The following is a 25341-nucleotide window of genomic DNA, read 5'->3' on the forward strand; positions in this document are numbered from 1 at the left end:
TGCACCGGCCCGGAACGGGGGTGTGGCTGCGGCTCAAAGCTCCCTACGCCGGTGCAAACCGGATCAGGTTCCAAGGGACTCTCTCAGCCTGCAGATCCAGGCACCCCCGCTTCAGGCCGCTATTTCACTACAGATGGCAGGGATTTGCGAGCCGATGCCCTTCAGGCGGCGGCATGCAGCGCCTGCAGCAGGGCCTGGCCGGGTGCGCTGGCGAACCACGCGGCATGGCCCAGCATGAAGGGATACCAGGCGACATCGGCGTTCGCCGTCGAGCCGGTGATGCCTTCGAAGTACTCCACTTCGGACAGTGCGAAGTCGAAGTGGACCATCGGCAGCAGGTCCGCCAGCAGATGCAGGCGGGTGGCCGACAACGGCAGTACTTCGCGGTAGCCGTCGAGCAGCGCCAGCGCGATGTCGATGCGCACCGCCTCATGGCCCCGCTCCAGCTCCAGCCAGGCCACGGCGTTGCGCTCGATCGCGGTGGCCAGGTCGAACAGCGCGCTGGTGGGTGAGGCGAGGCCGAAATCCAGCACGGTGCTGACGTCGTCGCCGCGCCACAGCAGGTTGGACACATGCCAGTCGTTGTGCGCCCACAGCGGCGGCTCGGCGGACAGGCGCTCGGCCAGGCCGGCATGCCAGGGCAGGACGTCGCGGCGCAGCTGCGCCTGCCACGGAATCCGCGCCAGGTAGCGCGCCAGTCCCGGGCGGTCGGGAAGACCCGCTTCCAGCGCGCCGATGGGGTCGGTGGCGCGGATCAGCTCGTCGCGTGCCACCAGGACATGCGTGCTGCGCTGCGGGGCGTGGTAGCTGGCGGCGGCCTGATGCAGCCGGGCCAGCATGCGTCCGGCAGAACGCGCCCGTGCGATGTCCGTCAGCAGCGTCCAGGAGGCGGCGTCGCGGTACAGATCGTCACCCACCCCCGGTGAATGCAGTTCATAGGTCCAAGGCCCATGCTCGATGGCGCTGTCGCCTCCGGCGGTGGGCAGAACCTTCACCACCGGCACGCCGGCAGCGTCCAGATGGGCGATGAAGCGGTGTTCCTCCTGCAGGCAGGCGGCACTGCGCACGCTGCGGTGGTGGCGCTTGATGAACACCCGGCCGCGGGCACCTTCAGCCAGCGCGGCGGCCGACAACGGCCGGGGGCTGTGCCAACGCAGGGCGCTGTCCGCGTCCAGCACCCGATAACGGCGGGCCAGCCAGGCAACCTCGGCTGCATCGATCGCGGGCCAGTCGGCAGCGACCTCATCGTTGTTGAGGCCCTGCACGCGGTGGGCGGTGGAGGTCATGCGGGGGCCGGGGGCAAAGGAGTCATCCAGGGCTGCGCATTCAACGCCATGGACGGTCCGGACGCAAACGGGCGGGTCATCGACCCGCCCGTTGCCGGTGATGCCGGGCAGTGCCGGCGAGGGTTACCAGCCGCGGTGGCGACCGCGGTCGTGGTAGTAGCGGCGGTCGCTGTCGCGCCAGCGGCGGTCATGACCGCGGTCCCGATAGCCATAGCCCCGGTCGTAGCCGCGCTGGTAGCCGCGGTCGTAGCGGCGGTCATAACGACGGTCGTGGCGGTCCGGGGTGGTCAGGTTGCCGATCGCGCCGCCGGCCACGGCACCGCCGACGGTGGCGGCCGGATCGCCATTGGAGATCAGGTGGCCGGCGACGCCGCCCACCACCGCACCGACGACGGTGCGCTTGTCCTTCCTCGACATGGCGCTGGCGTCGCTGACCACGGCGACACCGGCCAGCAGGGCCAGGGCCATCGCCACGCCACGGAAGCTGAGAGCGGAAGTACTGAGCATGTTCGGTTCTCCTGTAGGGGCATGCCACGGTGGGCAGGGAGGGCGCGGGCGCCCTGGCTGCCGTAGTGACCACGCTGGCGCCCGGAGATTGCCGGAACATTGCGTGGGCCACTGGGCGGCGTGCGTATTCATCTAGCGTCAGGCGGCATGAAGCCTGCCTGAAAGTTCAACGGCTGGATGGACAGGATTCAGATTTTGCCGTCACGCAGATAGTCGAACAGCTCCGCATCGCCTTTCAGGCCCAGCTTCAGCATCGCATCGCCCTTCTGCCGGCTGATGGTGCTGACGCTCTTGTGCAGCTGCACCGAGATCTCCTTCACCGTCATGCCGGTGCCGAGCAACCTCAGCACCTCCAGTTCGCGCGGCGACAGCGGTTTGCCGTCGCCTTCGCGCATGCGCCAGCTGCCGGCGGCCTCGACCCGCTCGCGCAGGCTGCGGCTGATATACAGCTGGCCGCGGTTCACCGCCTGGATCGCCTGCGGCAGCTCGTCCATCGACGAACTCTTGTCGACCAGGCCGAGCACGCCGCTGTCGAGCACCATGCGCAGGATCGCCAGGTTGCTGGAAACGCTGAGCATCAGCACCTTGAGGTCGGGATGGCGGCGCCGGATCATGCCGATCATGGCGAAGCCATCGGCCTGGGGACTGCCGGGCATCGAATAGTCGGTGACCAGCAGGTCGCATGGCTGGCTGGTCAGCAGCGCCATCAGCGCCTGGGCACTGTCGGCTTCACCGACGACCTGGCCAACGCCGCTGGACTCGATGACGGCGCGGGTTCCGATACGGACCACGGGGTGGTCGTCTGCGATGATGATGCGCAAGCTCATGCTCTAGTATGACCACCGGGCACGCCGGGCCGCGACCATCGCGGCTCCTGGCAGGATTCTAGGAGATCAACGCCGATGCGTAGCTGGGCTGTTCGCGGGCGGGTCCTGCTGCTGGCCATGTTGGGTCCTGCCGTCGCTTGGGCGCAACTCGCGCCCGGCCCATTGCCGTTGAGTCCCCTGCAACGCGAATACCTGACCGCGCACCCTCGCATCGTCGTCGGGCAGTATGACAGCGGTTGGCCCCCTTTCGAGTCGATCCACGAAGGCCAGCAGGTCGGCCTGGGACCGGACTACTTGTCGCTTTTGGCTCGTCGTTTGGGCGTGAAAGTCGAGGCACGCCGCTATCCGGACTGGCCATCCGTGCTGGACGCGGCATGCCGGGGCGAGATCGATGTGGTCATGAACATCGGCCTCAGTGCCGACCGAACCCGTTGCATGGTCTACACCTCGGCCTATGCCGAGGCGCCGCTGGCGGTGGTCGGACGGCCCGGAGACCTGCGTGCTTCGGAGATGCCGGATCTGGACGGACTGCGGGTGGTGATCGAGCAGGATTTCCTGACCGCACCGCAGGTGCGCGCCCGTTTCCCACGGGCACGACAACTTGTCGCAAATGGCACTTTGGCGGCGTTGCAGATGGTCAGAGACGACAAGGCCGACGTCTATATCGGCAATGCCTATGTCGTCACCGAGCTGATCGCGGCCCATCAGCTGAAGGGCGTGGTGTTGCTGCGGCCCAGCGATCTGCCGCCGGAGCGGGCGCACTTCGGCGTCCCCAACGGCAAGCAACCGCTGGCCGAGGCACTGGATCTTGCGCTGGCTGCCACCAGCCAGGCGCAGCGGGACGCGCTGGCCCAGCGCTGGCTGCGGCCTCCGGAATGGTCCGCGTCGGCGCAGCTGGCCCTGAGCCAGGCCGAAAAGCGCGTGCTGCAGCAGCCGTTGAAGATCACCTTTGCGCCCAATGCCGCGCCGCTTTCGTTCACCGACGACGACGGCCAGCCCAGCGGCCTGACCAGCGAGTACCTGCGGCGGCTGATCCAGGTCGGCGCCAACCTGAAGGTGGAAACCAGCCACGACTGGTTCGAGGTGCGCGAGAAGGCGCTGCAGGGTGAGGTGCAGGCGGTGATGGGCATTCCCACCGATTCGCGCTACCTGGGGCCGGACTGGGTGTTCAGCCAGCCCTTCATCAGCGTGCCGAGCGTGATCGTCGGCACGCGCGACAGCCCGGCGATCCTGGGGCTGGCCGATCTGCAGGGCAAGCGCGTGCTGCTGTCCGACCCGGAACGCCTGCGCGGCTACGTGCTGCAGCAGGCGCCACGGGCAAAGATCATTCCCGCGCGCAGTGGCGAGCAGGCGCTGCAGCGATTGGCCGATGGCGAGGCCGATGCCTACGTGGGGAACCTGGTCCTGGTCGATCACCTGTTGCGCAACCGCTTCCCGGGCCGTCTGCAGATCCTTGCGCCGGCCGGATTCGGCGACCAGCTGGCGCTGGCTGTCGACCGTCGCCATGCCGCCCTGGCGACCACCTTCGACCGCCTGCTGCTGCAGATGTCACCGCGGGAGCATGAGGCGCTGCGGGGCGACTGGCTGGCCGTGGAGTATCGCAGTGGCGTGGACTGGGACGCCGTGCTGCATTGGGGGCTTCCGCTGCTGCTGGTGCTGCTGACCGGGGCGGTGGTGCATGGCGTCGGTCACTGGCGGCTGCGCCGGGAGGTGGCCGGGCGCCGCCATCTGGAGCAGCGCCTGGCCGAGGTCACCGACAATCTGCCTGCGGTGGTCTACCAGGCACGTCGAGACGCGGACGGCAGCCTGGCCTTCCCCTTCATCGCCGGCGACCTGCAGGCACTGTTCGGCATTCCGCGGCAGCGTGCCGAGCAGGATGCGCAGGCGCTGCTGGCGCGGATCGAGGACACCGACCGCCAGGCCGTGCTGCAGGCGATCGACCAGGCGGCCCGCCAGTTCGCGCCGCTGGCCTTCGAGTTCCGCCTGCTGCCGGGTGATGACGGCACGCCCGCGCGCTGGGTACGCAGCCAGGCTCACCCTTACGCCACCGAGGCCGGCGCCGTCACCTGGAGCGGCTACTGGGTGGACGTGACCCAGGCACGCGTACAGGCCGATGCGCTGGCGGCGGCCAAGATCGAGGCGGAACAGGCGGCCGAGGCCAAATCACGCTTCCTGGCCACGATGAGTCATGAGATCCGCACGCCGATGAGCGGTGTACTGGGCATGCTGGAAGTGCTGGCGCACTCGCCGCTGGATGCAGAACAGCAGCGCATCCTTGCCGTGATCGAGGATTCTGCGCAGATGCTGCGGCAGATCCTCGATGACATCCTCGACTACTCGCGCATCGAAGCCGGTGCGCTGCGCCTGGAACCGGTGCCATTGTCACTGCGGACCCTGCTGGAAGGCGTGTGCCGGCTGATGTCGGCGCAGGCCAGCGCGCGTGGCCTGGCCCTGCACGTGCAGATCGATCCGCAGCTGGCTGCGGCGCATGAAGTGGATGGCGTGCGCCTGCGGCAGATCGTCTTCAACCTGCTCAGCAATGCCATCAAGTTCACCGCGCAGGGCGATGTGTGGCTGCGGCTGGAGGTGCTCGGGCCGACTACCGCCGATGGCAGTCAGCCGTTGTGCCTGAGCGTCATCGATACCGGCATGGGCATCGCGCCGGAACAGCTGCAGCACCTCTTCGCGCCGTTCACCCAGGCCGGTGCATACATCCAGCGCGACCATGGCGGAACCGGCCTGGGCCTGAGCATCTGCCAGCGGCTGGTGCAGATGATGGACGGCACGTTGACCCTGCAGAGCACGCTCGGCGAGGGCACCCGCGCGGAGGTCCGTCTGTCGCTGGTGGAAGCCGGCATCGAGGACGTCGCCGTGCTGGCGAGCGAGCACGAGCAGGCGGCGCTGCTGCCGACCGCGCTGCGCCAGAGCCGCGTGCTGGTGATCGAGGATCATCCGACCAACCAGGCGATGATGGCCTGGCGGCTGCAGCAGCTGGGCCTTCCGCACGTGCTGGTGAGTGATGGCCAGCAGGCGCTGGACCGGTTGGCGTCGGAACGCTTCGACCTGGTGATCACCGATTGCCGCATGCCGGTTCTCGATGGCTTTGCGTTCACCCGCCTGCTGCGCGAGCGCGAAGGCCGCCAGGGCCAGGCGCGCATGCCGGTACTGGCATTGACGGCCAGCGTGCTGGACGACGACGCGCGACGTTGCCGCGAGGCCGGCATGGATGAGGTGCTGGCCAAGCCTTTGTCGCTGGCTACGCTGCGCGCGGCGTTGATGCGATGGCTGCCGCAGGCGTCCGTGGCACCGGAGGCGACCGCCGAGTCGCCCGCAGCGGTGGAGGGCGACGCATCGCTGGACCTGGCGGGCCTGCAGCGGCGCTTCGGTTCGCATGCGGTCGCCGTGCAGCTGGCCGCCACCCTGCTGCAGGCCAGCGAGGTGGATATCGCGGCCGTGCAGCGTGCGGTGCAGGCCGGCGACCGCGAGGCCGCCGCCCTGCACCTGCATCGCCAGGCCGGGGGGCTCGGGGCGGTGGGTGCGCATGCGCTGGCAACGCAGGCCAATGCCCTGGTCGAACGCCTGGAAGACGCCGGAGAAGGGGACAGCGCGCCGTTGTTCGCCGAAGTCCAGGCGTTCCTGTCACGCCTGCGGCAGCAGCTGCAGGGGCTGTCTCACTGAGCAGACTGCTGCTGCAGGTAAGCGATCACCAGCGCACGTCGTTCGGCGCTGGGAAACGCGTTGTACATGCGCGTGCCGGGCACCTGCTGCGTTGGTGACTGCAGGAAGGCATCCAGGGTCTGCGCGGTCCAGACGATGTCGGCCCGGCGCATGCCCTGCGAATAGCCATAGTCGGGCAGGCTGCCAGCGCGGCGTCCGATCACACCGTGCAGGTTGGGGCCGAACCGGTGGATGCCACCGGCCTGCACCGTGTGGCAGCCCGCACACAGTTCGAATGCGCGCTGCATCGCCTGTTGTCGCGCCTGCTCAGGTGTGGCCGGTGGCGTGGCCGTGCGCTGGCAGCCGCTGCACGCCAGCAGCAGGACGAGGGCAGGGAGCAGACGGAAGGCACGCATGGGCGGAGAGGATAGCCGTGGCCGCCGCGGGCCGGGCTGCGACACGCGGTCGCAGCCCCCTGCGGTCACATGCCCGAGTAGTTCGGGCCGCCGCCGCCCTGCGGGGTCACCCAGACGATGTTCTGGGTGGGATCCTTGATGTCGCAGGTCTTGCAGTGCACGCAGTTCTGCGCGTTGATCTGCAGGCGTGCGTTGTCGGCTTCGCCAACGAACTCGTACACGCCGGCCGGGCAGTAGCGCGCTTCCGGGCCGGCGTACTCGGCCAGGTTCACCTTCACCGGAATGCTCGGATCTTTAAGGGTCAGGTGGCTGGGCTGGTTCTCGTCGTGGTTGGTGCTGCTCAGGAACACCGAACTGAGACGGTCGAAGGTCAGCACCCCGTCCGGCTTCGGGTAGCTGATGCGGGTGTGCTGGGCCGCCGGCTCCAGGCAGGCGTGGTCCGGCTGCGTACGGTGCAGCGTCCACGGCGGGTTGCGCACGCCCAGCTTGGGCAGCAGCCACTGCTCCACACCGGTCATCAGCGTGGCCACGGTCTGGCCCTTCTTGAACCACTGCTTGAAGTTCTTGGCCTGCTGCAGTTCGGTGAACAGCCAGCTGGCTTCGAAGGCCTGCGGATAGGCGCTCAGTTCATCGTGCTGGCGGTTGGCGGCCAGCGCGTCGAACGCGGCGTCGGCGCACAGCATGCCGGTCTTGATCGCGGCATGGCTGCCCTTGATGCGGCTGGCGTTGAGATAACCGGCCTCGCAACCGACCAGCGCGCCACCGGGGAACACCGTCTTCGGCAGCGACAGCAGGCCGCCGGCGGTGATCGCACGCGCGCCGTAGCCGATGCGGGTACCGCCTTCCAGATGCTTGCGGATATCCGGATGGGTCTTGAAGCGCTGGAATTCCTCGAACGGGCTCAGCCAGGGGTTCTTGTAGTCCAGGCCGACCACGTAGCCGATGGCGACCTTGCCGCCGTCGGCGTGGTAGAGGAACGCGCCGCCGTAGGTGTCGCTGTCCAGCGGCCAGCCGGCGGCGTGCACCACCATGCCCGGCTCATGCCTGGCCGGGTCGATCTGCCACAGTTCCTTGATGCCGATGCCGTAGGCCTGCGGGTCCTTGCCTTCGTCCAGCTTGTAGCGGGCGATCAGCTGGCGGCCGAGGTGGCCGCGCGCGCCTTCGGCGAAGACCGTGTACTTCGCATGCAGCGCCATGCCGCGCTCGAAGGCCGGGCCGATGCTGCCGTCCTTCTCGATGCCCATGTCGCCGGTGGCCACGCCGATCACTTCGCCGGTGTCGCCGTACAGCACCTCGGCGGCGGCGAAGCCGGGGAAGATCGCCACTTCCAGCGCCTCGGCCTGCTGCGCCAGCCAGCGGGTCACTTCGCCCAGGCTGATGATGTAGTTGCCTTCGTTGTGGAAGCACTCCGGCAGCAGCGCATTGGGCGTGCTGCGCGACCCGGTCTCGCTGAGGAACAGGAACTCGTCGCGGGTGACCTTCTGCTTCAGCGGTGCGCCGCGTTCGGCCCAGTCCGGGAACAGTTCGGTCAGAGCGCGCGGGTCCATCACCGCACCGGACAGAACATGTGCACCGGGCTCGGAGCCCTTCTCCAGCACGCACACCGACAGTTCGCGGCCGGCTTCGATCGCACGCTGGCGCAGGCGGATCGCGGTGGCCAGCCCGGCTGGGCCGGCACCGACGATCACCACGTCGAACTCCATTACTTCACGCGGGGGCAGGGCGTTGGCTTCAGCGCTCATCGATTGCATGACTCGTGGGTAGTGCCGGTAGCAGGGCCACCGGCGGTTGCCTGGAAATCGCGCGTGCAGCCACGGCGAAACGGTTGTTTGAATGTGTCAGGGTACCGGGACGGGCGTGATCGAGCTAGATCGCCGATGTTCACGTCGTGATTGCTGCACTGCAGCGCACGCCCGCAGCCGGGTGGGTGCCGACCCTGGTCGGCACGCGCTTCCCGGATGACCGACAATGGCCCGGTCCCGACTGCGTGTGAGTGCCATGGCCCTGGATCCGTACGACCTGTTCGATGTCCGTTCCCTGCTCAGCGAGGAAGAGCGCGCCGTACAGGACAGCGTGGCCCGTTTCACCAACGAGCGCGTGCTGCCGATCATCGGCGATGCCTTCGACCAGGCGCGCTTCCCGGCCGAACTGGTACCGGAGATCGCGTCTCTGGGCCTGCTCGGCGCGACACTGCCGGCCGAATACGGTGGCGGTGGCCTCGGCGCGGTCAGCTATGGCCTGATCTGCCAGGAGCTGGAGCGCGGCGATTCGGGCCTGCGCAGCTTCGTTTCGGTGCAGAGCTCGCTGTGCATGTATCCCATCTACGCGTACGGCAGCGAGGAACAGCGCCAGCAGTGGTTGCCGGCGATGGCACGCGGCGAACTGATCGGCTGCTTCGGCCTGACCGAGGCGCACGGTGGGTCCGACCCGGCCAGCATGAAGACCCGCGCGGTGCGCGACGGCAGCGACTGGCGCATCAGCGGCAGCAAGATGTGGATCACCAGCGGCCCGGTGGCCGACCTGGCCATCGTCTGGGCACAGACCGAGGACGGCATCCAGGGCTTCGTGCTGGAGAAGGGCATGGCCGGCTTCAGCACGCAGGAGATCAAGCACAAGATGAGCCTGCGTGCCTCGTTGACCGGCGCGCTGTTCTTCGACGATGTGCGCGTGCCCGACAGCCACCGCCTGCCCAACGTGAAGGGCCTGAAGGGGCCGCTCGGGTGCCTGACCCAGGCGCGTTACGGGATCAGCTGGGGCCCGATCGGCGCGGCCATCGCCTGCCTGGATGAAGCGCTGGGCTACGCCAAGGAGCGCGTGCTGTTCGGCCGCCCGCTGGCCGCCACCCAGAGCGCGCAGATCAAGCTGGCGGAAATGGCCCGCCGCATCACCACCGCCCAGCTGCTGGCCCTGCAACTGGGCCGGCTGAAGGAAGCCGGCCAGCTGCAGCCGCAGCAGGTCAGCCTGGCCAAGTGGAACAACTGCCGCATGGCCATCGACATCGCCCGCGAGTGTCGCGATCTGCTCGGTGGGGCTGGCATCACCACCGAACACGTGGCGATCCGGCACGCGCTGAACCTCGAATCGGTGATCACCTATGAAGGCACCGAGACCGTGCACCAGCTGGTGATTGGCCGCGAACTGACCGGCATCAACGCGTTCTGACAGCGGGTTCCGGTGGGTGCCAACCTTGGTCGGCACATTTCTTCGGCGCGCATCCGGGCATCGGTGCGGACCAAGGTCCGCACCCACCATAAGCAGGTCACACGTACGTGTAGAGCCGAGCCCATGCTCGGCTGCTTCCTCTCACGCGCCGCCGGCAAACCCGTGCTGCCGCCAGGCTTCATACATCACCACGGCAACGGTGTTGGAAAGATTGAGGCTGCGGTTGTCCGGCCGCATCGGCAGGCGCAGGCGCCGGCCATCCGGCAGTGCATCGAGCACGTCCTGCGGCAGGCCACGGCTTTCCGGGCCGAACAGGAAGGCATCGCCCTCTTCAAAGGCCACGCTGTCGTAGCGCACGCTGGCGCGGGTACTGAGTGCGAACAACCGATTCGGTGCGATCCGCGCCAGCGCGGTGTCCAGGTCGGGGTGCACCTGCAGGCGCGAGTACTCGTGGTAGTCCAGGCCGGCGCGCTTGAGCTGCTTGTCTTCCAGTGCGAAGCCGAGTGGCTCGACCAGGTGCAGCTGCGCGCCGGTGTTGGCGCAGAGCCGGATCACATTGCCCGTGTTGGGCGGGATTTCCGGTTGGAACAGGATCACGTGGAACTGGGGTGCGGCATTCATCGGCGCAGTGTACCTGCGACGGCTGCCAGTACGGCGCACGCCCTGCCAGGGCAGGGCGGGCACCGCTTACGGGCGCAGCAGGACCTGGGCGGTTTCGGTGGCCAGGGCCTGCAGGTCGGCCGCGCTCGGACGCACCTGCAGGGTCGGCAGGTTGACGATCACCTGGTTGGCAACGCTGGTGGCGGCGGCGGCCAGGGTGGCTGCGTAGCGCTGTGCTTCCAGTTCGGCGGCCAGGGCGACGCGCTGTTCCAGGCTCGGGCGCACTTCCACCGCGGCCAGGGTGGTGATCGGCAGGGCGGCGGCGACCGGGGCGGCGGTGAAGCCGTCGCGTTCGGCCAGCTGGTCGGCGCTGGGGCGCACTTCCACGGTGGCCAGGGTCGGAATGCCGCTGGCCTGTTCCCAGGCCTGCTGGGCCAGTTGGTCGGCGGCCGGGCGAACCTGCACGGTGGCCAGGGTCTTGATGGATTCGGAGGCCTGCACCGACGAAACAACCGCGGTGCCGGCGATCAGGGCGATGGCGATGGCAATGGTCTTGGCGTTCATGACGGGGCCTGTTTAGTGTTGTTGATCGGTGGTGTGGTAGTAAGGTAGAACACCAATTCGGGGGATGCAAGGGAAATTTTCGATTTCTTGCGTTTGTTCAGTCTTCAGTCAGCTTTTGTCTGAAGCCCTTCTTGGCGCAGGAAGTACCAAGCAAACCCCGTGCCAACTTTTAATCATTGATTTGAAAGGGTTTTCTCCCGTCGGAAAGTGTCCGCGGGGCGGACACCTGTCCATCCGAGGGGGCGCGGACACTGTCCGGACGCGGGGGCGGGGGAGACGTGACTGCTGTCGGGGGCCGCCGACAAGGCCCTGAACGGCTACGGGGGCAAACACCCCCAGTGACTGCTGGCGGATTCCGGGCACCGGATGGGCACGCTAGGATCGGGCTTCACCAACGTGACCAAGGATCCGGAAATGTCTCTCGCCCTGCGCCCGCGTGCTGCACTGCTCGCTGTTGCCCTCAGCACTGCCCTGGGCACGCTCGCGCCCACTCCTGCACTGGCGGCCAAGACGTTCACGCCGGCCAAGGTCGATATTCCGTTCGAGCAGTTCACCCTGCCCAACGGGCTGCGCGTGATCGTGCATACCGATCGCAAGGCGCCGATCGTGGCGGTCAACGTCTGGTATCACGTCGGCAGCAAGGACGAGCCTGCGGGCCGCACCGGTTTCGCCCACCTGTTCGAACACCTGATGTTCCAGAGCAGCGAAAACCACGACGGCGAGTATTTCGAACCGTTCAAGCAGGTGGGTGCCACCGGCCAGAACGGCACCACCAATACCGATCGCACCAATTACTTCGAGAACGTGCCGACCACCGCGCTGGACATGGCGTTGTGGATGGAGTCGGACCGCATGGGCCATCTGCTCGGTGCGATCGACCAGGCCGCGCTGGACGAGCAGCGCGGCGTGGTGCAGAACGAGAAGCGCCAGGGCGAGAACCAGCCCTACGGCCAGGCCTGGGAGAAGCTCAACCGTGCGATGTACCCGGCCGGCCACCCGTATCACCACAGCGTGATCGGCTCGATGAACGACCTCAACGCGGCCTCGCTGGATGACGTCAAGACCTGGTTCCGCACCTGGTATGGCCCGAACAACGCGGTGCTGGTGCTGGCGGGCGATATCGACGTGGCCACCGCCAAGGAGAAGGTGGCCCGTTACTTCGGCAGCATCCCGGCCGGTCCGAGCATGGCGCAGCCGAAGGTCGACGTGGCCAAGCGCCCGGCCGACACCCGCGAGACGATGACCGACAAGGTGCCGCAGTCGCGCATCTACCGCGCCTGGAACGTGCCGCAGGTCGGCACCACCGACGTCGACCAGCTGCAGCTGCTGGCCTATGTGCTCGGCGGCGCCAAGTCCTCGCGCCTGAGCCAGCGACTGCAGCACCAGGACAAGCTGGTGGACAACATCAGCGCCGGCGCCTACGCCTCGCAGCTGGGTTCCAACTTCATCGTCATGGCCACGGTGAAGCAGGGCCAGGATCCGGCCAAGGTCGAGAAGATCATCGACGAAGAACTGGACCGGTTGATCAAGGAGGGCCCCACGGCCGACGAGCTGGCGCGTGCCAAGACCGGCTCGCGCGCAGCGTTCATCCGCGGCATCGAGCGCATCGGTGGTTTCGGTGGCAAGGCCGACGCACTGGCCGAATGCGCGGTCTACACCGGCGACCCGGGCTGCTTCCGCACGTCGCTGGCCAACATCGACAAGGCGACCGCGGCCGACCTGAAGCGCCTGGGCGCGCAGTGGCTGGACGTCGGCAGCCACACGCTGGTGGTCGAACCGGGCGAGCGCGTGGCGCTGAAGGAAGATCCCTCACAGGCGCCGAAGCCGTTCAACGTGCCGGCGGTGGACCCGAAGTACAGCACTCTGCCGGAGCAGGTGGACCGCAAGGCCGGCGTGCCGCAGACCCGTGAATTCCCGCAGCTGAAGTTCCCCGCCCTGCAGCGCGCCACGCTGAAGAACGGCACCCAGGTGGTGCTGGCCGAGCGCCACGAGATTCCGGTGGTGCAGTTCAGCTACCAGTTCCCGGGTGGATTCACCGCCGACCAGGGCCGCAAGCCGGGCACCGCCAACTTCACCATGAACCTGATGACCGAAGGCGCCGGCAAGCTCGGCTCGCTGGCCTTCGCCGATGCCGCCGATGCGCTGGGTGCCAGCCTGGACGCCGGTGCCGGCCTGGATTCGGTGACCGTGGACCTGTCGGCACTGAAGGAGAACCTGGTGCCATCGCTGGCCCTGTACCGCGATCTGCTGCGCGAGCCGCGCTTCGAACAGGCCGAGATCGACCGGGTCAAGGCCACCTGGATCGCCGGCATCCAGCAGGAGAAGGTCAACCCGAACGCGGTGGCCATGCGCGTGCTGCCGCCGCTGCTGTACGGCAAAGGCCATCCGTACGCCATTCCGTTCACTGGCAGCGGCGATGAAGCGGCCATCAGCAGCCTCACCCGCGAGAATCTGGTCGACTTCCACCGCGACTGGCTGCGCCCGCAGGATGGCACCCTGATCGTGGTTGGCGATACCACGCTGGCCGAGATCGTGCCCCTGCTGGACAAGCAGCTGGGCGACTGGAAGGCCACGGGCGATGCGCCGCAGGTGAAGGCGGCCACCGATGTGGCGCTGCCGAAGGGCCCGCGCGTGTTCCTGATCGATCAGCCTGGTGCGGTGCAGGCAAACCTGTTCGCCGGCCAGGTGGTGCCGCCGTCCAGTGACGCCAGCTCGACCCGCTTCGATATCGCCAACGGTGTGATCGGCGGTGACTTCACCTCGCGCCTGAACATGAACCTGCGCGAGGACAAGCACTGGTCCTATGGCGCGCGCAGCAGTGCGCCGAACTCGGTCGGACAGCGGCCGTGGGCGGCCAGTGCGCCGGTGCAGATCGACAAGACCGGCCCGGCGCTGGCCGAGATGCAGAAGGAAATCGTCGAGTTCAGCACGGGCAGCAAGCCGGCCACCGCTGCCGAGGTCAACCGCATCCGCAACATCCAGACGCTGAGCCTGCCGGGCGCCTATGAGACCGCCAGTGCGGTCGCCGCGACCATCAGCAGCATCGTGCAGTTCAAGCGGCCGGATGACTATGTGCTGCGTCGCAAGGCCGAGATCGAGGCGATGACGCCGGCCCAGGTGCAGCAGGCTGCGGCCGAGATCAAGCCGCAGGCGCTGACCTGGGTGGTGGTGGGCGACCTCAAGCAGACCGAGCCAGCCGTGCGCGCGCTGAACCTGGGCGAGGTGACCGTGCTGGATGCCGAAGGCAAGCCGGTCAAGAAGTAAGGGACAGGCCTGCCCGCCACGGCGGGCAGGCCTCCCGGCTACCCTCGATTCAGGCGGTTCAGGCAGAATCCCCCTCATACCCTTCCAGGATCTGCCCATGCGCGTTCTGCTGCTTTCCTCCCTGCTGCTCACCGTCACCGCCTGTACCTGGGTGCCGATCGAACCGGCCGGGAAGACCGTCCGCGTGCTGCCGGCCGGGCCGGCGCCCACCGGCTGCATCACCAAGGGCGAGGTGGTGGTCACCGTGAAGAGCAAGGTCGGCTTCTACAACCGCAACCCGCTGCGCGTGCAGGAAGAACTGGAAACGCTGGCCCGCAACGAGGCCCCCAGCGCCGGCGCCAATGCCGTACAGGCCGCCGCACCGCCGGCCGATGGCAGCCAGCGCTTTGCCGCCTTCCAGTGCCCGCCGCGCTGAATCCTTCACCATACGGGCAAGCCTGAATTCGTAAAGATGCGGTGAAGGCCCGGGGGGTTATAGAATAGCGCCCCCTTTTGCCTGAGCCTTGGCGCTAACCTCGATGCTCTTCAAGAATGTCTCGATCGCCGGCCTGGCACACGTCGATGCGCCTCATACGCTGACGACGAAGGAAATCAACGAACGCCTGCAGCCGACGCTGGACCGGCTGGGCATCCGCACCGACGTGCTCGGCGATATCGCCGGCATCCACGCCCGCCGCCTGTGGGACAACGGCGTGCTGGCCTCGGACGCGGCCACCATGGCCGGTCGCAAGGCACTGGAAGATGCCGGCATCGAAGCCACCCAGGTCGGCCTGCTGGTCAATACCTCGGTCAGCCGCGACTACCTGGAGCCGTCCACGGCCTCCATCGTCTCGGGCAATCTGGGTGTCAGCGACGAATGCATGACGTTCGATGTCGCAAATGCCTGCCTGGCCTTCATCAACGGCATGGACATCGCGGCGCGCATGATCGAGCGCGGTGACATCGACTATGCGCTGGTGGTGGATGGCGAAACCGCCAACCTGGTGTACGAGAAGACGCTGGAGCGCATGACCGCGCCGGACGTCACCGCCGACGATTTCCGCAACGAACTGGCGGCGCTGACCACCGGTTCGGGCGCTGCCGCCATGGTGATGGCGCGCTCGGAACTGGTGCCGGATGCCCCGCGCTACAAGGGCGGCGTCACCCGTTCGGCGACCGAATGGAACCAGCTGTGCCTGGGCAACCTGGACCGCATGGTGACCGACACCCGCCTGCTGCTGATCGAAGGCATCAAGCTGGCGCAGAAGACCTTCACTGCGGCCAAGATCGCGCTGGGCTGGGCGGTGGAAGAACTGGACCAGTTCGTCATCCACCAGGTCAGCCAGCCGCACACCGCAGCGTTCATCAAGAACTTCGGCATCGACCCGAAGAAGGTCATGACCATCTTCGGCGAGCACGGCAACATCGGCCCGGCGTCGGTACCGATCGTGCTGAGCAAGCTCAAGCAGCTGGGCAAGCTGAAGAAGGGTGATCGCATCGCGCTTCTGGGCATCGGCTCGGGCCTGAACTGCTCGATGGCCGAAGTGGTCTGGTAAACAGACCCCTGCGTTGAATCCTGGGGCCGGTACTACCGGCCCTTTTTACAGGTGCGACCCGATGTCCAAGCTTCCCGGTTACCCCGCCCATCCCCAGCGCTTCGAGGTCCGCCCTGGCCTGTCGATGAACTATCTCGACGAGGGCCCGCGCGACGGTGAGGTGGTGGTGATGGTGCACGGCAATCCGTCGTGGAGCTATTACTGGCGCACGCTGGTGGCCGGCCTGTCGGACAAGTACCGTTGCATCGTGCCCGACCACATCGGCATGGGCCTGTCGGACAAGCCCGATGACCGTGGCTATGCGTACACGCTGCAATCGCGCGTGGATGACCTGGATGCGCTGCTCAGGCACCTGGGCATCACCGGCCCGGTGACCCTGGCCGTGCACGACTGGGGCGGCATGATCGGCTTTGGCTGGGCGCTGTCGCACCACGCGCAGGTCAAGCGGCTGGTGGTGCTCAACACCGCCGCGTTCCCGATGCCGGCAGCGAAGAAGATGCCATGGCAGATCGCGCTCGGACGGCACTGGAAGATCGGCGAGTGGATCATCCGCACCTTCAATGCCTTCTCCGCCGGCGCATCGTGGCTGGGCGTTGAGCGGAAGATGCCCGCCGACGTGCGCCGCGCGTATGTATCGCCGTACAACAGCTATGCCAACCGCATCAGCACCATCCGCTTCATGCAGGACATTCCGCTGGGCCCGGCCGACAAGGCGTGGTCGCTGCTGGAGCGTGCAGGCAAGGCGCTGCCGTCGTTTGCCGATCGCCCGGCCTTCATAGGCTGGGGCCTGCGCGACTTCGTGTTCGACCACCATTTCCTGCAGGGCTTCCAGGCGGCGCTGCCGCAGGCCCAGGTGCATGCCTTCAAGGACGCGGGCCACTACGTGCTGGAAGACAAGCACGAGGTGCTGGTGCCGGAGATCCGCGCCTTCCTGGACGCGAACCCGATCTGATCGGATCCCTTCGGTAGCGCCGGGCCATGCCCGGCGTTGTCGTACAGGGGGTCAGAGCCCTTCCGTGCCGGAAACGGGCCCGACCCTGACCGTCACGCCGCGATCGGCGCCTGCGGCGGAGACGACGGGCTGCTGCCGTTGTCGTCCGGATGATCGTCGTCGTTGTCCGCCTCGTCGCGCCAGCGCCAGTCGGCCAGCGTCAGCGGGTCCAGGCCGTAGGCGATGCGGGCCTTGTCGCACTGCGGGCTGGCCTTGCCGTACTCCCATGAGGCATCCACTTCGCGGCACACGCTGGGCCGGTTGGGGTGGATCGTGCAGCGCGAATACACGCCGATCTGCGCATCCAGTGCCACGCAGCGCACCGGTTTGGAGTGGGTGCCGCGCATGCACAGGCGATGCGGGTCGAGCACTTCGGTCAGCTGGTGGGGCACGCCGCCCGGGGTGACCTCGTCCGATTCCATCCAGTGGAAGGCCACGCGGTACTGGGTGCAGCAGGCGCCGCAGGTCATGCAGGGGTGTTGCATGGGCAAGCCGCCTCGGGCGGCAGTCGGAATCGGGAACGAGGCTGCGGATTTTCCACGAAGTGAGCCGCCGCGCAAGAAATTCCGTAAGCGGCGACAATGAACGGATGAACCGACCCTGCAACATTGCTGCGCGGTTGCCTGAACTGGCCCGTGAACGCCCCGACCAGATCGCCATCCGCTGCCCCGGCCGCCGCGGCGCCGGCAACGGCATGGCGGCCTACGATGTGACCCTGGACTATCGGCAGCTGGATGCCCGCAGCGACGCCATGGCCGCCGGCCTGGCCGGCTACGGGATCGGGCGCGGCGTGCGCACGGTGGTGATGGTGCGGCCCTCGCCGGAGTTCTTCCTGCTGATGTTCGCCCTGTTCAAGCTGGGTGCGGTGCCGGTGCTGGTCGATCCCGGCATCGACCGGCGCGCGCTGAAGCAGTGCCTGGACGAAGCCCAGCCGGAGGCCTTCATCGGCATCCCGCTGGCCCACGTGGCACGGCTGGCGCTGCGCTGGGCGCCGTCGGCGACCCGCCTGGTCACGGTGGGACGGCGGCTGGCCTGGGGCGGGACCACCCTGGCCGCGCTGGAGCGCGCGGGCGCGCAGGCCGGGCCGATGCTGGCGGCCACCGATGGCGAGGACATGGCCGCGATCCTGTTCACCAGCGGCTCCACGGGCGTGCCCAAGGGCGTGGTCTACCGCCATCGCCATTTCGTCGGCCAGATCGAGCTGCTGGGCAGCGCCTTCGGCATGGAGGCCGGCGGGGTGGACCTGCCGACCTTCCCGCCCTTCGCCCTGTTCGATCCCGCATTGGGGTTGACCTCGGTGATCCCGGACATGGACCCCACGCGGCCCGCGCAGGCCGATCCGGCACGCCTGCATGATGCGATCCAACGCTTCGGCGTGACCCAGCTGTTCGGCTCGCCTGCGCTGATGCGGGTCCTGGCCCGCCATGGCCGGCCGCTGCCGTCGGTGACCCGGGTGACCTCGGCCGGTGCCCCGGTTCCGCCGGATGTGGTCGCCACCATCCGTGGCCTGCTGCCGGCCGGCGCGCAGTTCTGGACGCCGTACGGTGCCACCGAATGCCTGCCGGTGGCGGTGGTGGAAGGCCATGAACTGGAGCGCACCCGTGCGGCCACCGAGGGCGGTGCGGGTACCTGCGTGGGCAACGTGGTGGCCCCGAACGAAGTGCGCATCATCGCCATCGACGATGCACCGCTGGCCGACTGGTCGCAGGTACGCGTGCTGGCCACCGGCGAGGTGGGCGAGATCACCGTGGCCGGCCCCACCGCCACCGACAGCTATTTCAATCGTCCGCAGGCCACCGCTGCGGCGAAGATTGCCGAAACGCTGGCCGATGGCAGTACCCGCATCGTGCATCGCATGGGCGATGTCGGCTATTTCGACGCGCAGGGCCGTTTGTGGTTCTGCGGACGCAAGACCCAGCGCGTGGAAACCCCGCACGGCCCGCTCTACACCGAACAGGTCGAGCCGGTGTTCAACACGGTGCAGGGCGTGGCACGCACCGCGCTGGTCGGCGTGGGTCCCGCGGGCGCGCAGGTGCCGGTCCTGTGCGTGGAGCTGCAGCGTGGACAGTCCGACAGCCCGGCGCTGCATGAAGTGCTGCGCGCCCTTGCCGGCGCACGCCTGCCCGAGGCCGGGCTGCAGCACTTCCTGGTGCATCCGGCGTTTCCCGTCGATATCCGTCACAACGCCAAGATCGGCCGCGAGAAGCTCGCCGTCTGGGCCAGCGCCGAACTGGAGAAGCGCGCATGAAGATCCTGGTCACCGGTGGTGGTGGTTTCCTTGGCCAGGCGCTGTGCCGCGGGCTGGTCGAGCGCGGCCACCAGGTGCTGGCATTCAACCGCAGCCACTACCCGGCGCTGCAGGCGCTGGGAGTGGGCCAGATCCGTGGCGACCTGGCGGACCCGCAGGCCGTGCTGCATGCGGTGGCCGGTGTCGATGCGGTATTCCACAACGGTGCCAAGGCCGGTGCCTGGGGAAGTTACGACAGCTACCACCAGGCCAATGTGGTCGGCACCGACAATGTCATCGCTGCCTGCCGTGCGCATGGCATCGGCAGGCTGGTCTATACCTCCACACCGAGCGTGACCCATCGTGCCACCCACCCGGTGGAAGGACTGGGCGCGGACGAGGTGCCCTACGGCGAGGATTTCCAGGCGCCGTACGCGGCGACCAAGGCGATCGCCGAACAACGGGTGCTGGCCGCCAACGACGCGACGCTGGCCACGGTGGCGCTGCGTCCGCGCCTGATCTGGGGGCCGGGCGACCAGCAGCTGGTGCCGCGTCTGGCCGAGCGCGCACGGCAGGGCCGGCTGCGCCTGGTCGGTGATGGCAGCAACAAGGTCGACACCACCTACATCGACAACGCCGCGCTGGCGCACTTCCTGGCATTCGAGGCGCTGGGCCCGGCGGCGGCCTGCGCCGGCAAGGCCTACTTCATCTCCAATGGCGAGCCACTGCCGATGCGCGAGCTGGTCAACAAGTTGCTGCAGGCCGTGGGCGCCCCCCCTGTGGAGAAGGCAATCAGCTTCAGGACCGCCTACCGGATCGGTGCGATCTGCGAGCGCCTGTGGCCGCTGCTGCGGTTGCGCGGCGAGCCGCCGTTGACGCGTTTCCTCGCCGAGCAGCTGTGCACGCCGCACTGGTACAGCATGGAGCCGGCGCGCCGTGATTTCGGCTATGTGCCGCAGGTCAGCATCGAGGAAGGGCTGCGTCGGCTGAAGGCCGCGTCGTCATGACGGCAGCCTCACGGCGCTGAAGACTTCATCGCGCGCAGAACCGGCCATCACCGGTTGCACACCGCCGGACCGGGAGGATGGACCCCACGCCACCCACGGCCGAATATCTGCGAGGAGCGCCATGCTGCATTACGCCGTCATTTTCTTCGTCATCGCCATCATCGCCGCCGTGCTCGGTTTCTCCGGCATCGCCGGCGCGGCCAGCAACATTGCCTGGATCCTGTTCGTGGTGTTCCTGGTCCTGGCGGTGATCTCGATGTTCCGCAAGCGCGGCTAGTGAGCCCCGGAGCAGTGCCGGTCGATGGCCGGCACTGCTCCGGCGGAAGCGGTTGTTTCCTGTAGTACCGGGTACTGCCTTGCCTACAGCAGCCTCTGATCGGCTTCGTGCCGTTCCAGGGCCAGTTCAATCAGGCGCGTGATCAGCGTGGTGTAATCCACGCCACTGGCGCCCCACAGCTTCGGGTACATGCTGATGCGGGTGAAGCCCGGCAGCGTGTTGACCTCGTTGATGACGACGCGGCCATCGCCGGTCAGGAACACATCCACTCTGGCCATGCCGGCGCACTCCAGCGCCTGATACGCCTGCAGGGCGATCTGCCTGATCCGCTGCTGGGTGGCATCATCGATGTCGGCCGGGACCACGACGTCGGCACCGTTCTCGTTGAGGTACTTGGTGTCGTAGGCATAGAACTCGTCGTGCACCACCACTTCGCCACACACGCTGGCCTGCGGCTGCTCGTTGCCGAGCACCGCACATTCGATCTCGCGGCCGGCCACGGCCGCTTCCACCAGAACCTTGTGGTCGTAGCGCAGCGCCCGTTCCAGCGCGGCCGCGAAGCCGGCAGCGTCCTTGACCTTGCTCACCCCCACCGACGAACCTTGGTTGGCCGGCTTCACGAACAGCGGCAGACCGAGCTGGGCGATGACGCCGTCGACATCGATGGTCGCAGCCTGGTGGCGACGGATGCACTGCCAGGGCGCCACCTGCAGGCCGGCATCGCGCAGCAGGCGCTTGGTCACGTCCTTGTCCATGGCCACGGCCGAGCCCAGCACCGGTGAACCGACGAAGGGCAGGTTGGCCATGCGCAGCAGGCCCTGCAGCGCGCCATCCTCACCCAGCGGACCATGCACGATCGGCAGGACAACGTCGATCTGGCCGAGCACGGCAGCCGGATCGGCGGGCTGCAGCTGCGCCTGTCCGGCGCCCGGGTGCACCGACAGCGCGACGCCGGACCGGTGCAGCGCGATGCGCGCCGGATCATCGGCGTTGAGCAGGAAGCTCCCGGCCTGGCTCAGATGCCATCGGCCCTGCTTGTCGATGCCGATCAGCACCGGCTCGAAGCGCTCGTGGTCGAGTGCGTCGAGGATGTTCTTCGCCGACTGCAGCGAGACTTCGTGCTCGGAGGACGTACCACCGAAAATGATGCCGACCCGGGTCCTGCTCATGGGCAATGCGATGTCCTGGACGTTGCGTGGCCCCACAGCATGGACCTTCCTTCGCCCGGCAGGTGAGGCGGGGATGAACCCGCACCCATCCGCGCTGCCCGGCCCAAGCCCGGCACCCACGAAGGTAGAATGGGGCCATGGCTCTTTCCCTGCTCAAGTCCCTCAAGCCGGTCGCCGGTCGTGCCCTGCAGATCGCCCTGAACCGCGCCCTGGCGCTGGATCCGGATACCCGCCACGCGTTGGCCGGTCTGGATGGCCGCCATATCGATCTGACCCTGGAGGCTCCTGCGCTGGCCATGCGCATCAGCGTTGACGGTGACCAGCTGCGGGTGGGGCCGGTGGATGCCCAGGAAGCCGATCTGGCCGTACGCAGCAGCCTGTCGGGGGTGCTGGCCCAGCTGCCGCTGCTGGCCAATGCCCGGCGCGCCGACAGCACCGGCAAGGGACGCGTGCGCGTGGCCGGCGATGCCGAGTTGGCGCGCCGCCTGCAGCAGCTGGCCAAGGGCTTCGACCCGGACTGGCAGCAGCCGTTCGTCAGCGTGTTCGGCGAGGTGCTGGGCGTACAGGTGGCCAACACACTGCGCGGCGCGCTGCAGCACGCCCGCCAGGGCGTGATCGATCTGGCGCACAGTGCAGCCGAATTCATTACCGAGGAATCGCGCGACGTGGTGCCGCGCGCCGAGCTGGACGCGTTCCACGACGATGTGGATGTGCTGCGCGATGATGTCGAGCGCCTGGGTGCACGCGTGCAGCGCCTGCGGGGTGCGGCATGAAGGCGGTGCTGCGGGCCAGCCGCATCGGCCGGGTGATCCTGCGCTACCGCCTGGATGACCTGCTGCAGGACACGCCGGCCGAACGCTGGCTGCGCCTGGCCAAACCCTTCGTTCCGCGGGCCTCTGCCGACATCGCCGCGCAATCGCGTGGCGCACGCCTGCGCCTGGCGCTGCAGGACCTGGGTCCGATCTTCGTCAAGTTCGGGCAGATCCTGTCGACCCGTCGCGACCTGGTGCCGCCGGACGTGGCCAACGAACTGACCCTGCTGCAGGACCGGGTCAAGCCGTTCGACGGCGACACCGCGCGCCGCATCGTCGAGGACGCGCTGGGCCTGCCGGTCAGCGAAGCCTTTGCCAGCTTCGATACCGAACCGCTGGCGTCGGCCTCGATCGCGCAGGTCCATGCGGCCACGCTGGCCGATGGCCGCCAGGTGGTGGTCAAGGTGCTGCGCCCGGGCATCGAGAAGCAGATCGACGCCGATATCGCCCTGCTCAATTCACTGGCCGCGCTGGTTGAGCGCACCCACCCGCGTGCCGACAAGATCCGCCCGCGCGAAGTCGTGGCGGAAGTGGAGAACACCCTGGCCGCCGAGCTGGACCTGCAGCGCGAAGGCGCCAACGCCAGCGTGCTGCGCCGCTTCTGGGAGAACTCCGACGACCTGTACGTGCCGGAAGTGATCTGGAGCCACACGGCCGAGCGCGCGCTGACCCTGGAGCGCGTGTGGGGCATTCCCTCCGATGACATCGTGGCACTGGACGCCGCCGGGATCGATCGCAAGGCGCTGGCCGCCAAGGGCGTGCGGGTGTTCTACACCCAGGTGTTCCGCGACAACTTCTTCCACGCCGATGCGCATGCCGGCAACATCTGGGTCGACCCCGATCCGGCACGCCGCAGCGATCCGCGCTTCATCGCGCTGGACTTCGGCATCATGGGCCAGCTGTCGCAGGAAGATCAGTACTACCTGGCCGAGAACTTCATGGCCATCTTCAACCGCGACTACCGCCGCATCGCCGAGCTGCACGTGCAGGCGCGCTGGATGCCGGACCACGTGCGCATCGACGACCTGGAAGCGGCGGTGCGGTCGGTGTGCGAGCCGTACTTCACCCGCCCGCTGTCGCAGATCTCGCTGGCGGAAGTGCTGATGAAGCTGTTCCGCGTGGCGCAGCGCTACCAGCTGACGCTGCAGCCGCAGCTGATCCTGTTGCAGAAGACCCTGTTGAACATCGAAGGCGTCGGTCGCCAGCTCGACCCGCAGATCGATATCTGGGCGGTGGCCAAGCCGGTACTGGCGAAGATCCTGCGCGAGCGCTACAGCCCGCGCAGGGTGATGCGCGAGCTCGGCAAGCGCCTGCCGGAAATCATGACCCACGCACCGGACATGCCCCGCCTGGTGCATGCCTGGCTGACCCAGCAGGTGGAGGGACGTCACGAGCTGGCGATGCGCTCGCGCGATCTGGTATCGCTCGATGCCAGCGTGCAGCGCCTGCAGAAGCATGCGGTCGGTGCCATCACCGGCGTCGGCCTGCTTGCCATTGCCGCCTTGATGTACGTGCTGCAGCCGCCCGGCTGGTACTGGGGCGACCTGCCGATGTGGAGCTGGCTGTCGGGCGCGGTGGGTGTGGCCGCATTGGCCCGGGCGTGGTGGAAGTAGCCGCCGTGCTGCAGGCGCTCAAGGACGAACTGGCGCGCTTTGGCGCCGACAACGATGCGCGCGAAAGCGAGCGGGCCCGGCGCATGCTCAACATCACGCCGGATACCGGTGCGCTGCTGTCGCTGCTGGTACGTTTCGGACAGGCCCGGCGCGTGCTGGAGATAGGCACCTCCAACGGCTATTCCACCCTGTGGCTGGCCGAGGCTGCCGCTGCCATCGACGGCCATGTGACCACGCTGGAGTACGCTGCCGACAAGGTGGCCCTGGCCGGCGCGACCTTCGCCCGCAGCGGCCTGCAGGCGCATATCACCCTGGTGCACGCTGACGCCGGGGCGTGGCTGGCGCAGGCGGCCGATGCCAGCATCGACCTGCTGTTCCTCGATTCGGATCGCGAGCAGTACGCTGGCTGGTGGCCGCACCTGCGCCGCGTGCTGCGGCCCGGTGGCCTGCTGGTGGTGGACAACGCGATCTCCCACGCCGAACAGATGGAGCCGCTGCGGGCGCTGCTGGAGGCGGACGCGAACTTCAGCGTCAGCCTGGTGCCGGTGGGCAACGGTGAACTGCTGGCCGTGCGCAACGCCTGACTGCCTCGCGGCACAAACCCGGGGTCAGATCCCTTTTCCGCAGGAAAAGGGATCTGACCCCATACAGGCCGCCCGTATAATCGCGCGGTGAGCACCGAACCCGATACCCTCGCCGCGGTCGAGACCGACACCGCCCCCCTTCGGCTCCTGCACCTGGATGAACGCCTGGCGGTGGTCGACAAGCCGGCCGGGCTGATGGTCCATGACAGCAAGCTGGCCCGTGGCGAAGATGATTTCCTGGCCGATCGCCTGCGTGAGCAGCTCGGGCGCCCGATCTTTCTGGTGCATCGGCTGGATCGTGCCACCAGTGGCTGCCTGCTGCTGGCCTTCGACCGTGACACCGCCAGTGCGCTGGGCAAGGCCCTGATGGGCGGCGAGGTGGCCAAGGACTACCTGACGATCTGCCGCGGCTGGCCGGCCGAGGCGTCCTGGCGGGTCGACCACGACCTCGACGGCGGCCCCGGAAAACCGGTCAAGAAGCCTGCCATCACCGACTTCCAGTGCCTGGCTACCGGCGAGCTGCCGGTGCCGGTCGGCGAGTTCGCCCGTTCGCGCTATGCGCTGCTGCGCTGCCAGCCGCAGACCGGACGGTTCCGGCAGATCCGCCGGCATCTCAAGCATCTTTCGCACCACATGATCGGCGACACCAGCCACGGCGACGGCCGCCACAACCGCATCTTCCGCATGCAGGGGGTGCACCGCATGCTGCTGCACGCCGAGCGCCTGCGTTTTCCGCATCCCGAGGGCGGCACGGTGGATGTGCGGGCGCCGCTGGACCGGGAATTCCAGAAGGCACTGGACCTGTTCGGCTGGCGGGTGGAGTGAAGGCAGCGCCGGGCATGG

The 25341-nt window shown here is 68.0% G+C and carries 22 protein-coding genes and 1 riboswitch; of the genes, 13 read left to right on the plus strand and 9 right to left on the minus strand.

Annotation, left to right across the window (positions count from 1 at the left end):
• Nucleotides 1-23 precede the first annotated feature (23 nt).
• A riboswitch (TPP riboswitch) is annotated at nucleotides 24-118 on the minus strand.
• A gap of 43 nt (nucleotides 119-161) precedes the next feature.
• The 3 genes from ABE543_RS14555 to ABE543_RS14565 form a co-directional block, all read right to left on the minus strand.
• Nucleotides 162-1286: a phosphotransferase gene (locus ABE543_RS14555; protein WP_346475827.1), complete on the minus strand. Its 1125-nt coding sequence runs from the start codon at nucleotides 1284-1286 to the stop codon at nucleotides 162-164.
• Nucleotides 1287-1409: 123 nt separating this feature from the next.
• Nucleotides 1410-1793: a glycine zipper 2TM domain-containing protein gene (locus tag ABE543_RS14560; RefSeq protein ID WP_074902303.1), complete on the minus strand. Its 384-nt coding sequence runs from the start codon at nucleotides 1791-1793 to the stop codon at nucleotides 1410-1412.
• Nucleotides 1794-1981: 188 nt separating this feature from the next.
• Nucleotides 1982-2620 carry a response regulator transcription factor gene (locus ABE543_RS14565; RefSeq protein WP_053518414.1) on the minus strand — a complete coding sequence of 213 codons (639 nt, stop codon included), beginning with the start codon at nucleotides 2618-2620 and terminating at the stop codon, nucleotides 1982-1984.
• A gap of 75 nt (nucleotides 2621-2695) precedes the next feature.
• Here ABE543_RS14565 and ABE543_RS14570 point away from each other — a divergent pair, with 75 nt between their 5' ends.
• Complete coding sequence (locus ABE543_RS14570) at nucleotides 2696-6298, plus strand: transporter substrate-binding domain-containing protein (RefSeq protein ID WP_346475828.1); 3603 nt, start codon at nucleotides 2696-2698, stop codon at nucleotides 6296-6298.
• On the opposite strand, the gene ABE543_RS14575 is transcribed toward ABE543_RS14570, so the two are convergent.
• Both ABE543_RS14575 and ABE543_RS14580 read right to left on the minus strand, forming a co-directional pair.
• Entirely contained in the window at nucleotides 6292-6693 is a 402-nt protein-coding gene (locus tag ABE543_RS14575) for a c-type cytochrome (RefSeq protein ID WP_053518416.1), read from the minus strand. The two genes, ABE543_RS14570 and ABE543_RS14575, sit on opposite strands and share 7 nt — an antisense overlap.
• 65 nt (nucleotides 6694-6758) lie before the next feature.
• The gene (locus ABE543_RS14580) at nucleotides 6759-8435 is read right to left on the minus strand and encodes an electron transfer flavoprotein-ubiquinone oxidoreductase (protein WP_346475829.1); all 1677 of its coding nucleotides are present in this window, start codon (nucleotides 8433-8435) and stop codon (nucleotides 6759-6761) included.
• Between the two features lie 256 nt (nucleotides 8436-8691).
• Between ABE543_RS14580 and ABE543_RS14585 the strand changes: the two genes are divergently transcribed.
• Complete coding sequence (locus ABE543_RS14585) at nucleotides 8692-9855, plus strand: acyl-CoA dehydrogenase family protein (protein ID WP_346475833.1); 1164 nt, start codon at nucleotides 8692-8694, stop codon at nucleotides 9853-9855.
• 141 nt (nucleotides 9856-9996) lie between these two features.
• On the opposite strand, the gene ABE543_RS14590 is transcribed toward ABE543_RS14585, so the two are convergent.
• Nucleotides 9997-10476 carry a tRNA (cytidine(34)-2'-O)-methyltransferase gene (locus ABE543_RS14590; RefSeq protein WP_061479351.1) on the minus strand — a complete coding sequence of 160 codons (480 nt, stop codon included), beginning with the start codon at nucleotides 10474-10476 and terminating at the stop codon, nucleotides 9997-9999.
• 66 nt (nucleotides 10477-10542) lie between these two features.
• Complete coding sequence (locus ABE543_RS14595) at nucleotides 10543-11019, minus strand: hypothetical protein (protein WP_065182052.1); 477 nt, start codon at nucleotides 11017-11019, stop codon at nucleotides 10543-10545.
• Nucleotides 11020-11433: 414 nt separating this feature from the next.
• Here ABE543_RS14595 and ABE543_RS14600 point away from each other — a divergent pair, with 414 nt between their 5' ends.
• The 4 genes from ABE543_RS14600 (at nucleotide 11434) to ABE543_RS14615 (ending at nucleotide 16770) form a co-directional block, all read left to right on the plus strand.
• On the plus strand, nucleotides 11434-14283 hold the full coding sequence (locus ABE543_RS14600; RefSeq protein ID WP_346475830.1) for a pitrilysin family protein: 2850 nt from the start codon (nucleotides 11434-11436) through the stop codon (nucleotides 14281-14283).
• Nucleotides 14284-14380: 97 nt separating this feature from the next.
• On the plus strand, nucleotides 14381-14698 hold the full coding sequence (locus ABE543_RS14605; RefSeq protein WP_053518422.1) for a DUF4156 domain-containing protein: 318 nt from the start codon (nucleotides 14381-14383) through the stop codon (nucleotides 14696-14698).
• Nucleotides 14699-14801: 103 nt separating this feature from the next.
• Nucleotides 14802-15818 (plus strand): 3-oxoacyl-ACP synthase III, encoded by a 1017-nt coding sequence (locus ABE543_RS14610; protein ID WP_008264841.1) that lies wholly within the window; start codon nucleotides 14802-14804, stop codon nucleotides 15816-15818.
• Between the two features lie 61 nt (nucleotides 15819-15879).
• Nucleotides 15880-16770 carry an alpha/beta fold hydrolase gene (locus ABE543_RS14615; RefSeq protein WP_053518424.1) on the plus strand — a complete coding sequence of 297 codons (891 nt, stop codon included), beginning with the start codon at nucleotides 15880-15882 and terminating at the stop codon, nucleotides 16768-16770.
• Between the two features lie 92 nt (nucleotides 16771-16862).
• Here the strand turns inward: ABE543_RS14615 and ABE543_RS14620 are convergent, their stop codons facing one another.
• On the minus strand, nucleotides 16863-17294 hold the full coding sequence (locus tag ABE543_RS14620; protein WP_053518425.1) for a YkgJ family cysteine cluster protein: 432 nt from the start codon (nucleotides 17292-17294) through the stop codon (nucleotides 16863-16865).
• 104 nt (nucleotides 17295-17398) lie between these two features.
• Between ABE543_RS14620 and oleC the strand changes: the two genes are divergently transcribed.
• The 3 genes from oleC to ABE543_RS14635 all read left to right on the plus strand — a co-directional run bounded on the left by oleC (nucleotide 17399) and on the right by ABE543_RS14635 (nucleotide 20320).
• A complete protein-coding gene (oleC, locus tag ABE543_RS14625) occupies nucleotides 17399-19057 on the plus strand; it encodes an olefin beta-lactone synthetase (RefSeq protein ID WP_346475831.1) in 1659 nt (552 codons plus the stop codon).
• A complete protein-coding gene (oleD, locus tag ABE543_RS14630) occupies nucleotides 19054-20043 on the plus strand; it encodes a 2-alkyl-3-oxoalkanoate reductase (RefSeq protein WP_053518428.1) in 990 nt (329 codons plus the stop codon). Before oleC ends, oleD begins: the two co-directional genes overlap by 4 nt.
• A 121-nt stretch (nucleotides 20044-20164) precedes the next feature.
• A complete protein-coding gene (locus tag ABE543_RS14635) occupies nucleotides 20165-20320 on the plus strand; it encodes a DUF1328 domain-containing protein (RefSeq protein WP_004153593.1) in 156 nt (51 codons plus the stop codon).
• Nucleotides 20321-20403: 83 nt separating this feature from the next.
• Here the strand turns inward: ABE543_RS14635 and ddlA are convergent, their stop codons facing one another.
• Nucleotides 20404-21489 carry a D-alanine--D-alanine ligase gene (gene ddlA, locus ABE543_RS14640; RefSeq protein ID WP_053518429.1) on the minus strand — a complete coding sequence of 362 codons (1086 nt, stop codon included), beginning with the start codon at nucleotides 21487-21489 and terminating at the stop codon, nucleotides 20404-20406.
• A gap of 137 nt (nucleotides 21490-21626) precedes the next feature.
• On the opposite strand from ddlA, the gene ABE543_RS14645 reads away from it, so the two are divergent.
• The 4 genes from ABE543_RS14645 to ABE543_RS14660 all read left to right on the plus strand — a co-directional run bounded on the left by ABE543_RS14645 (nucleotide 21627) and on the right by ABE543_RS14660 (nucleotide 25323).
• Complete coding sequence (locus ABE543_RS14645) at nucleotides 21627-22262, plus strand: SCP2 sterol-binding domain-containing protein (protein ID WP_053518430.1); 636 nt, start codon at nucleotides 21627-21629, stop codon at nucleotides 22260-22262.
• Nucleotides 22259-23914: a ubiquinone biosynthesis regulatory protein kinase UbiB gene (gene ubiB, locus ABE543_RS14650; protein WP_065174173.1), complete on the plus strand. Its 1656-nt coding sequence runs from the start codon at nucleotides 22259-22261 to the stop codon at nucleotides 23912-23914. The genes ABE543_RS14645 and ubiB overlap by 4 nt, the downstream gene beginning before the upstream one ends.
• A gap of 5 nt (nucleotides 23915-23919) precedes the next feature.
• Nucleotides 23920-24498, plus strand: coding sequence for a class I SAM-dependent methyltransferase (locus ABE543_RS14655; protein ID WP_111186527.1), 579 nt, complete (start codon nucleotides 23920-23922; stop codon nucleotides 24496-24498).
• 87 nt (nucleotides 24499-24585) lie between these two features.
• The gene (locus ABE543_RS14660) at nucleotides 24586-25323 is read left to right on the plus strand and encodes a pseudouridine synthase (RefSeq protein WP_053518434.1); all 738 of its coding nucleotides are present in this window, start codon (nucleotides 24586-24588) and stop codon (nucleotides 25321-25323) included.
• The last annotated feature ends 18 nt before the right edge of the window (nucleotides 25324-25341 follow it).

Origin of the sequence: Stenotrophomonas sp. TWI169 (assembly GCF_039674705.1) — a bacterium.
GTDB classification, from domain to species: Bacteria; Pseudomonadota; Gammaproteobacteria; order Xanthomonadales; family Xanthomonadaceae; genus Stenotrophomonas; species Stenotrophomonas maltophilia_P.

Bases quoted from the DNA above. Each gene is read 5' to 3' on its own strand.
- ABE543_RS14635 (WP_004153593.1), top strand. From the start codon at position 20,165: ATGCTGCATTACGCCGTCATTTTCTTCGTCATCGCCATCATCGCCGCC.
- ABE543_RS14575 (WP_053518416.1), bottom strand. From the start codon at position 6,693: ATGCGTGCCTTCCGTCTGCTCCCTGCCCTCGTCCTGCTGCTGGCGTGC.
- ABE543_RS14590 (WP_061479351.1), bottom strand. From the start codon at position 10,476: ATGAATGCCGCACCCCAGTTCCACGTGATCCTGTTCCAACCGGAAATC.
- ABE543_RS14620 (WP_053518425.1), bottom strand. From the start codon at position 17,294: ATGCAACACCCCTGCATGACCTGCGGCGCCTGCTGCACCCAGTACCGC.
- ABE543_RS14580 (WP_346475829.1), bottom strand. From the start codon at position 8,435: ATGAGCGCTGAAGCCAACGCCCTGCCCCCGCGTGAAGTAATGGAGTTC.
- ABE543_RS14610 (WP_008264841.1), top strand. From the start codon at position 14,802: ATGCTCTTCAAGAATGTCTCGATCGCCGGCCTGGCACACGTCGATGCG.
- ABE543_RS14560 (WP_074902303.1), bottom strand. From the start codon at position 1,793: ATGCTCAGTACTTCCGCTCTCAGCTTCCGTGGCGTGGCGATGGCCCTG.
- ABE543_RS14645 (WP_053518430.1), top strand. From the start codon at position 21,627: ATGGCTCTTTCCCTGCTCAAGTCCCTCAAGCCGGTCGCCGGTCGTGCC.
- ABE543_RS14615 (WP_053518424.1), top strand. From the start codon at position 15,880: ATGTCCAAGCTTCCCGGTTACCCCGCCCATCCCCAGCGCTTCGAGGTC.
- ABE543_RS14600 (WP_346475830.1), top strand. From the start codon at position 11,434: ATGTCTCTCGCCCTGCGCCCGCGTGCTGCACTGCTCGCTGTTGCCCTC.
- ABE543_RS14570 (WP_346475828.1), top strand. From the start codon at position 2,696: ATGCGTAGCTGGGCTGTTCGCGGGCGGGTCCTGCTGCTGGCCATGTTG.
- ABE543_RS14595 (WP_065182052.1), bottom strand. From the start codon at position 11,019: ATGAACGCCAAGACCATTGCCATCGCCATCGCCCTGATCGCCGGCACC.
- ABE543_RS14585 (WP_346475833.1), top strand. From the start codon at position 8,692: ATGGCCCTGGATCCGTACGACCTGTTCGATGTCCGTTCCCTGCTCAGC.
- ddlA (WP_053518429.1), bottom strand. From the start codon at position 21,489: ATGAGCAGGACCCGGGTCGGCATCATTTTCGGTGGTACGTCCTCCGAG.
- ABE543_RS14605 (WP_053518422.1), top strand. From the start codon at position 14,381: ATGCGCGTTCTGCTGCTTTCCTCCCTGCTGCTCACCGTCACCGCCTGT.
- ubiB (WP_065174173.1), top strand. From the start codon at position 22,259: ATGAAGGCGGTGCTGCGGGCCAGCCGCATCGGCCGGGTGATCCTGCGC.
- oleD (WP_053518428.1), top strand. From the start codon at position 19,054: ATGAAGATCCTGGTCACCGGTGGTGGTGGTTTCCTTGGCCAGGCGCTG.
- ABE543_RS14565 (WP_053518414.1), bottom strand. From the start codon at position 2,620: ATGAGCTTGCGCATCATCATCGCAGACGACCACCCCGTGGTCCGTATC.
- oleC (WP_346475831.1), top strand. From the start codon at position 17,399: ATGAACCGACCCTGCAACATTGCTGCGCGGTTGCCTGAACTGGCCCGT.
- ABE543_RS14555 (WP_346475827.1), bottom strand. From the start codon at position 1,286: ATGACCTCCACCGCCCACCGCGTGCAGGGCCTCAACAACGATGAGGTC.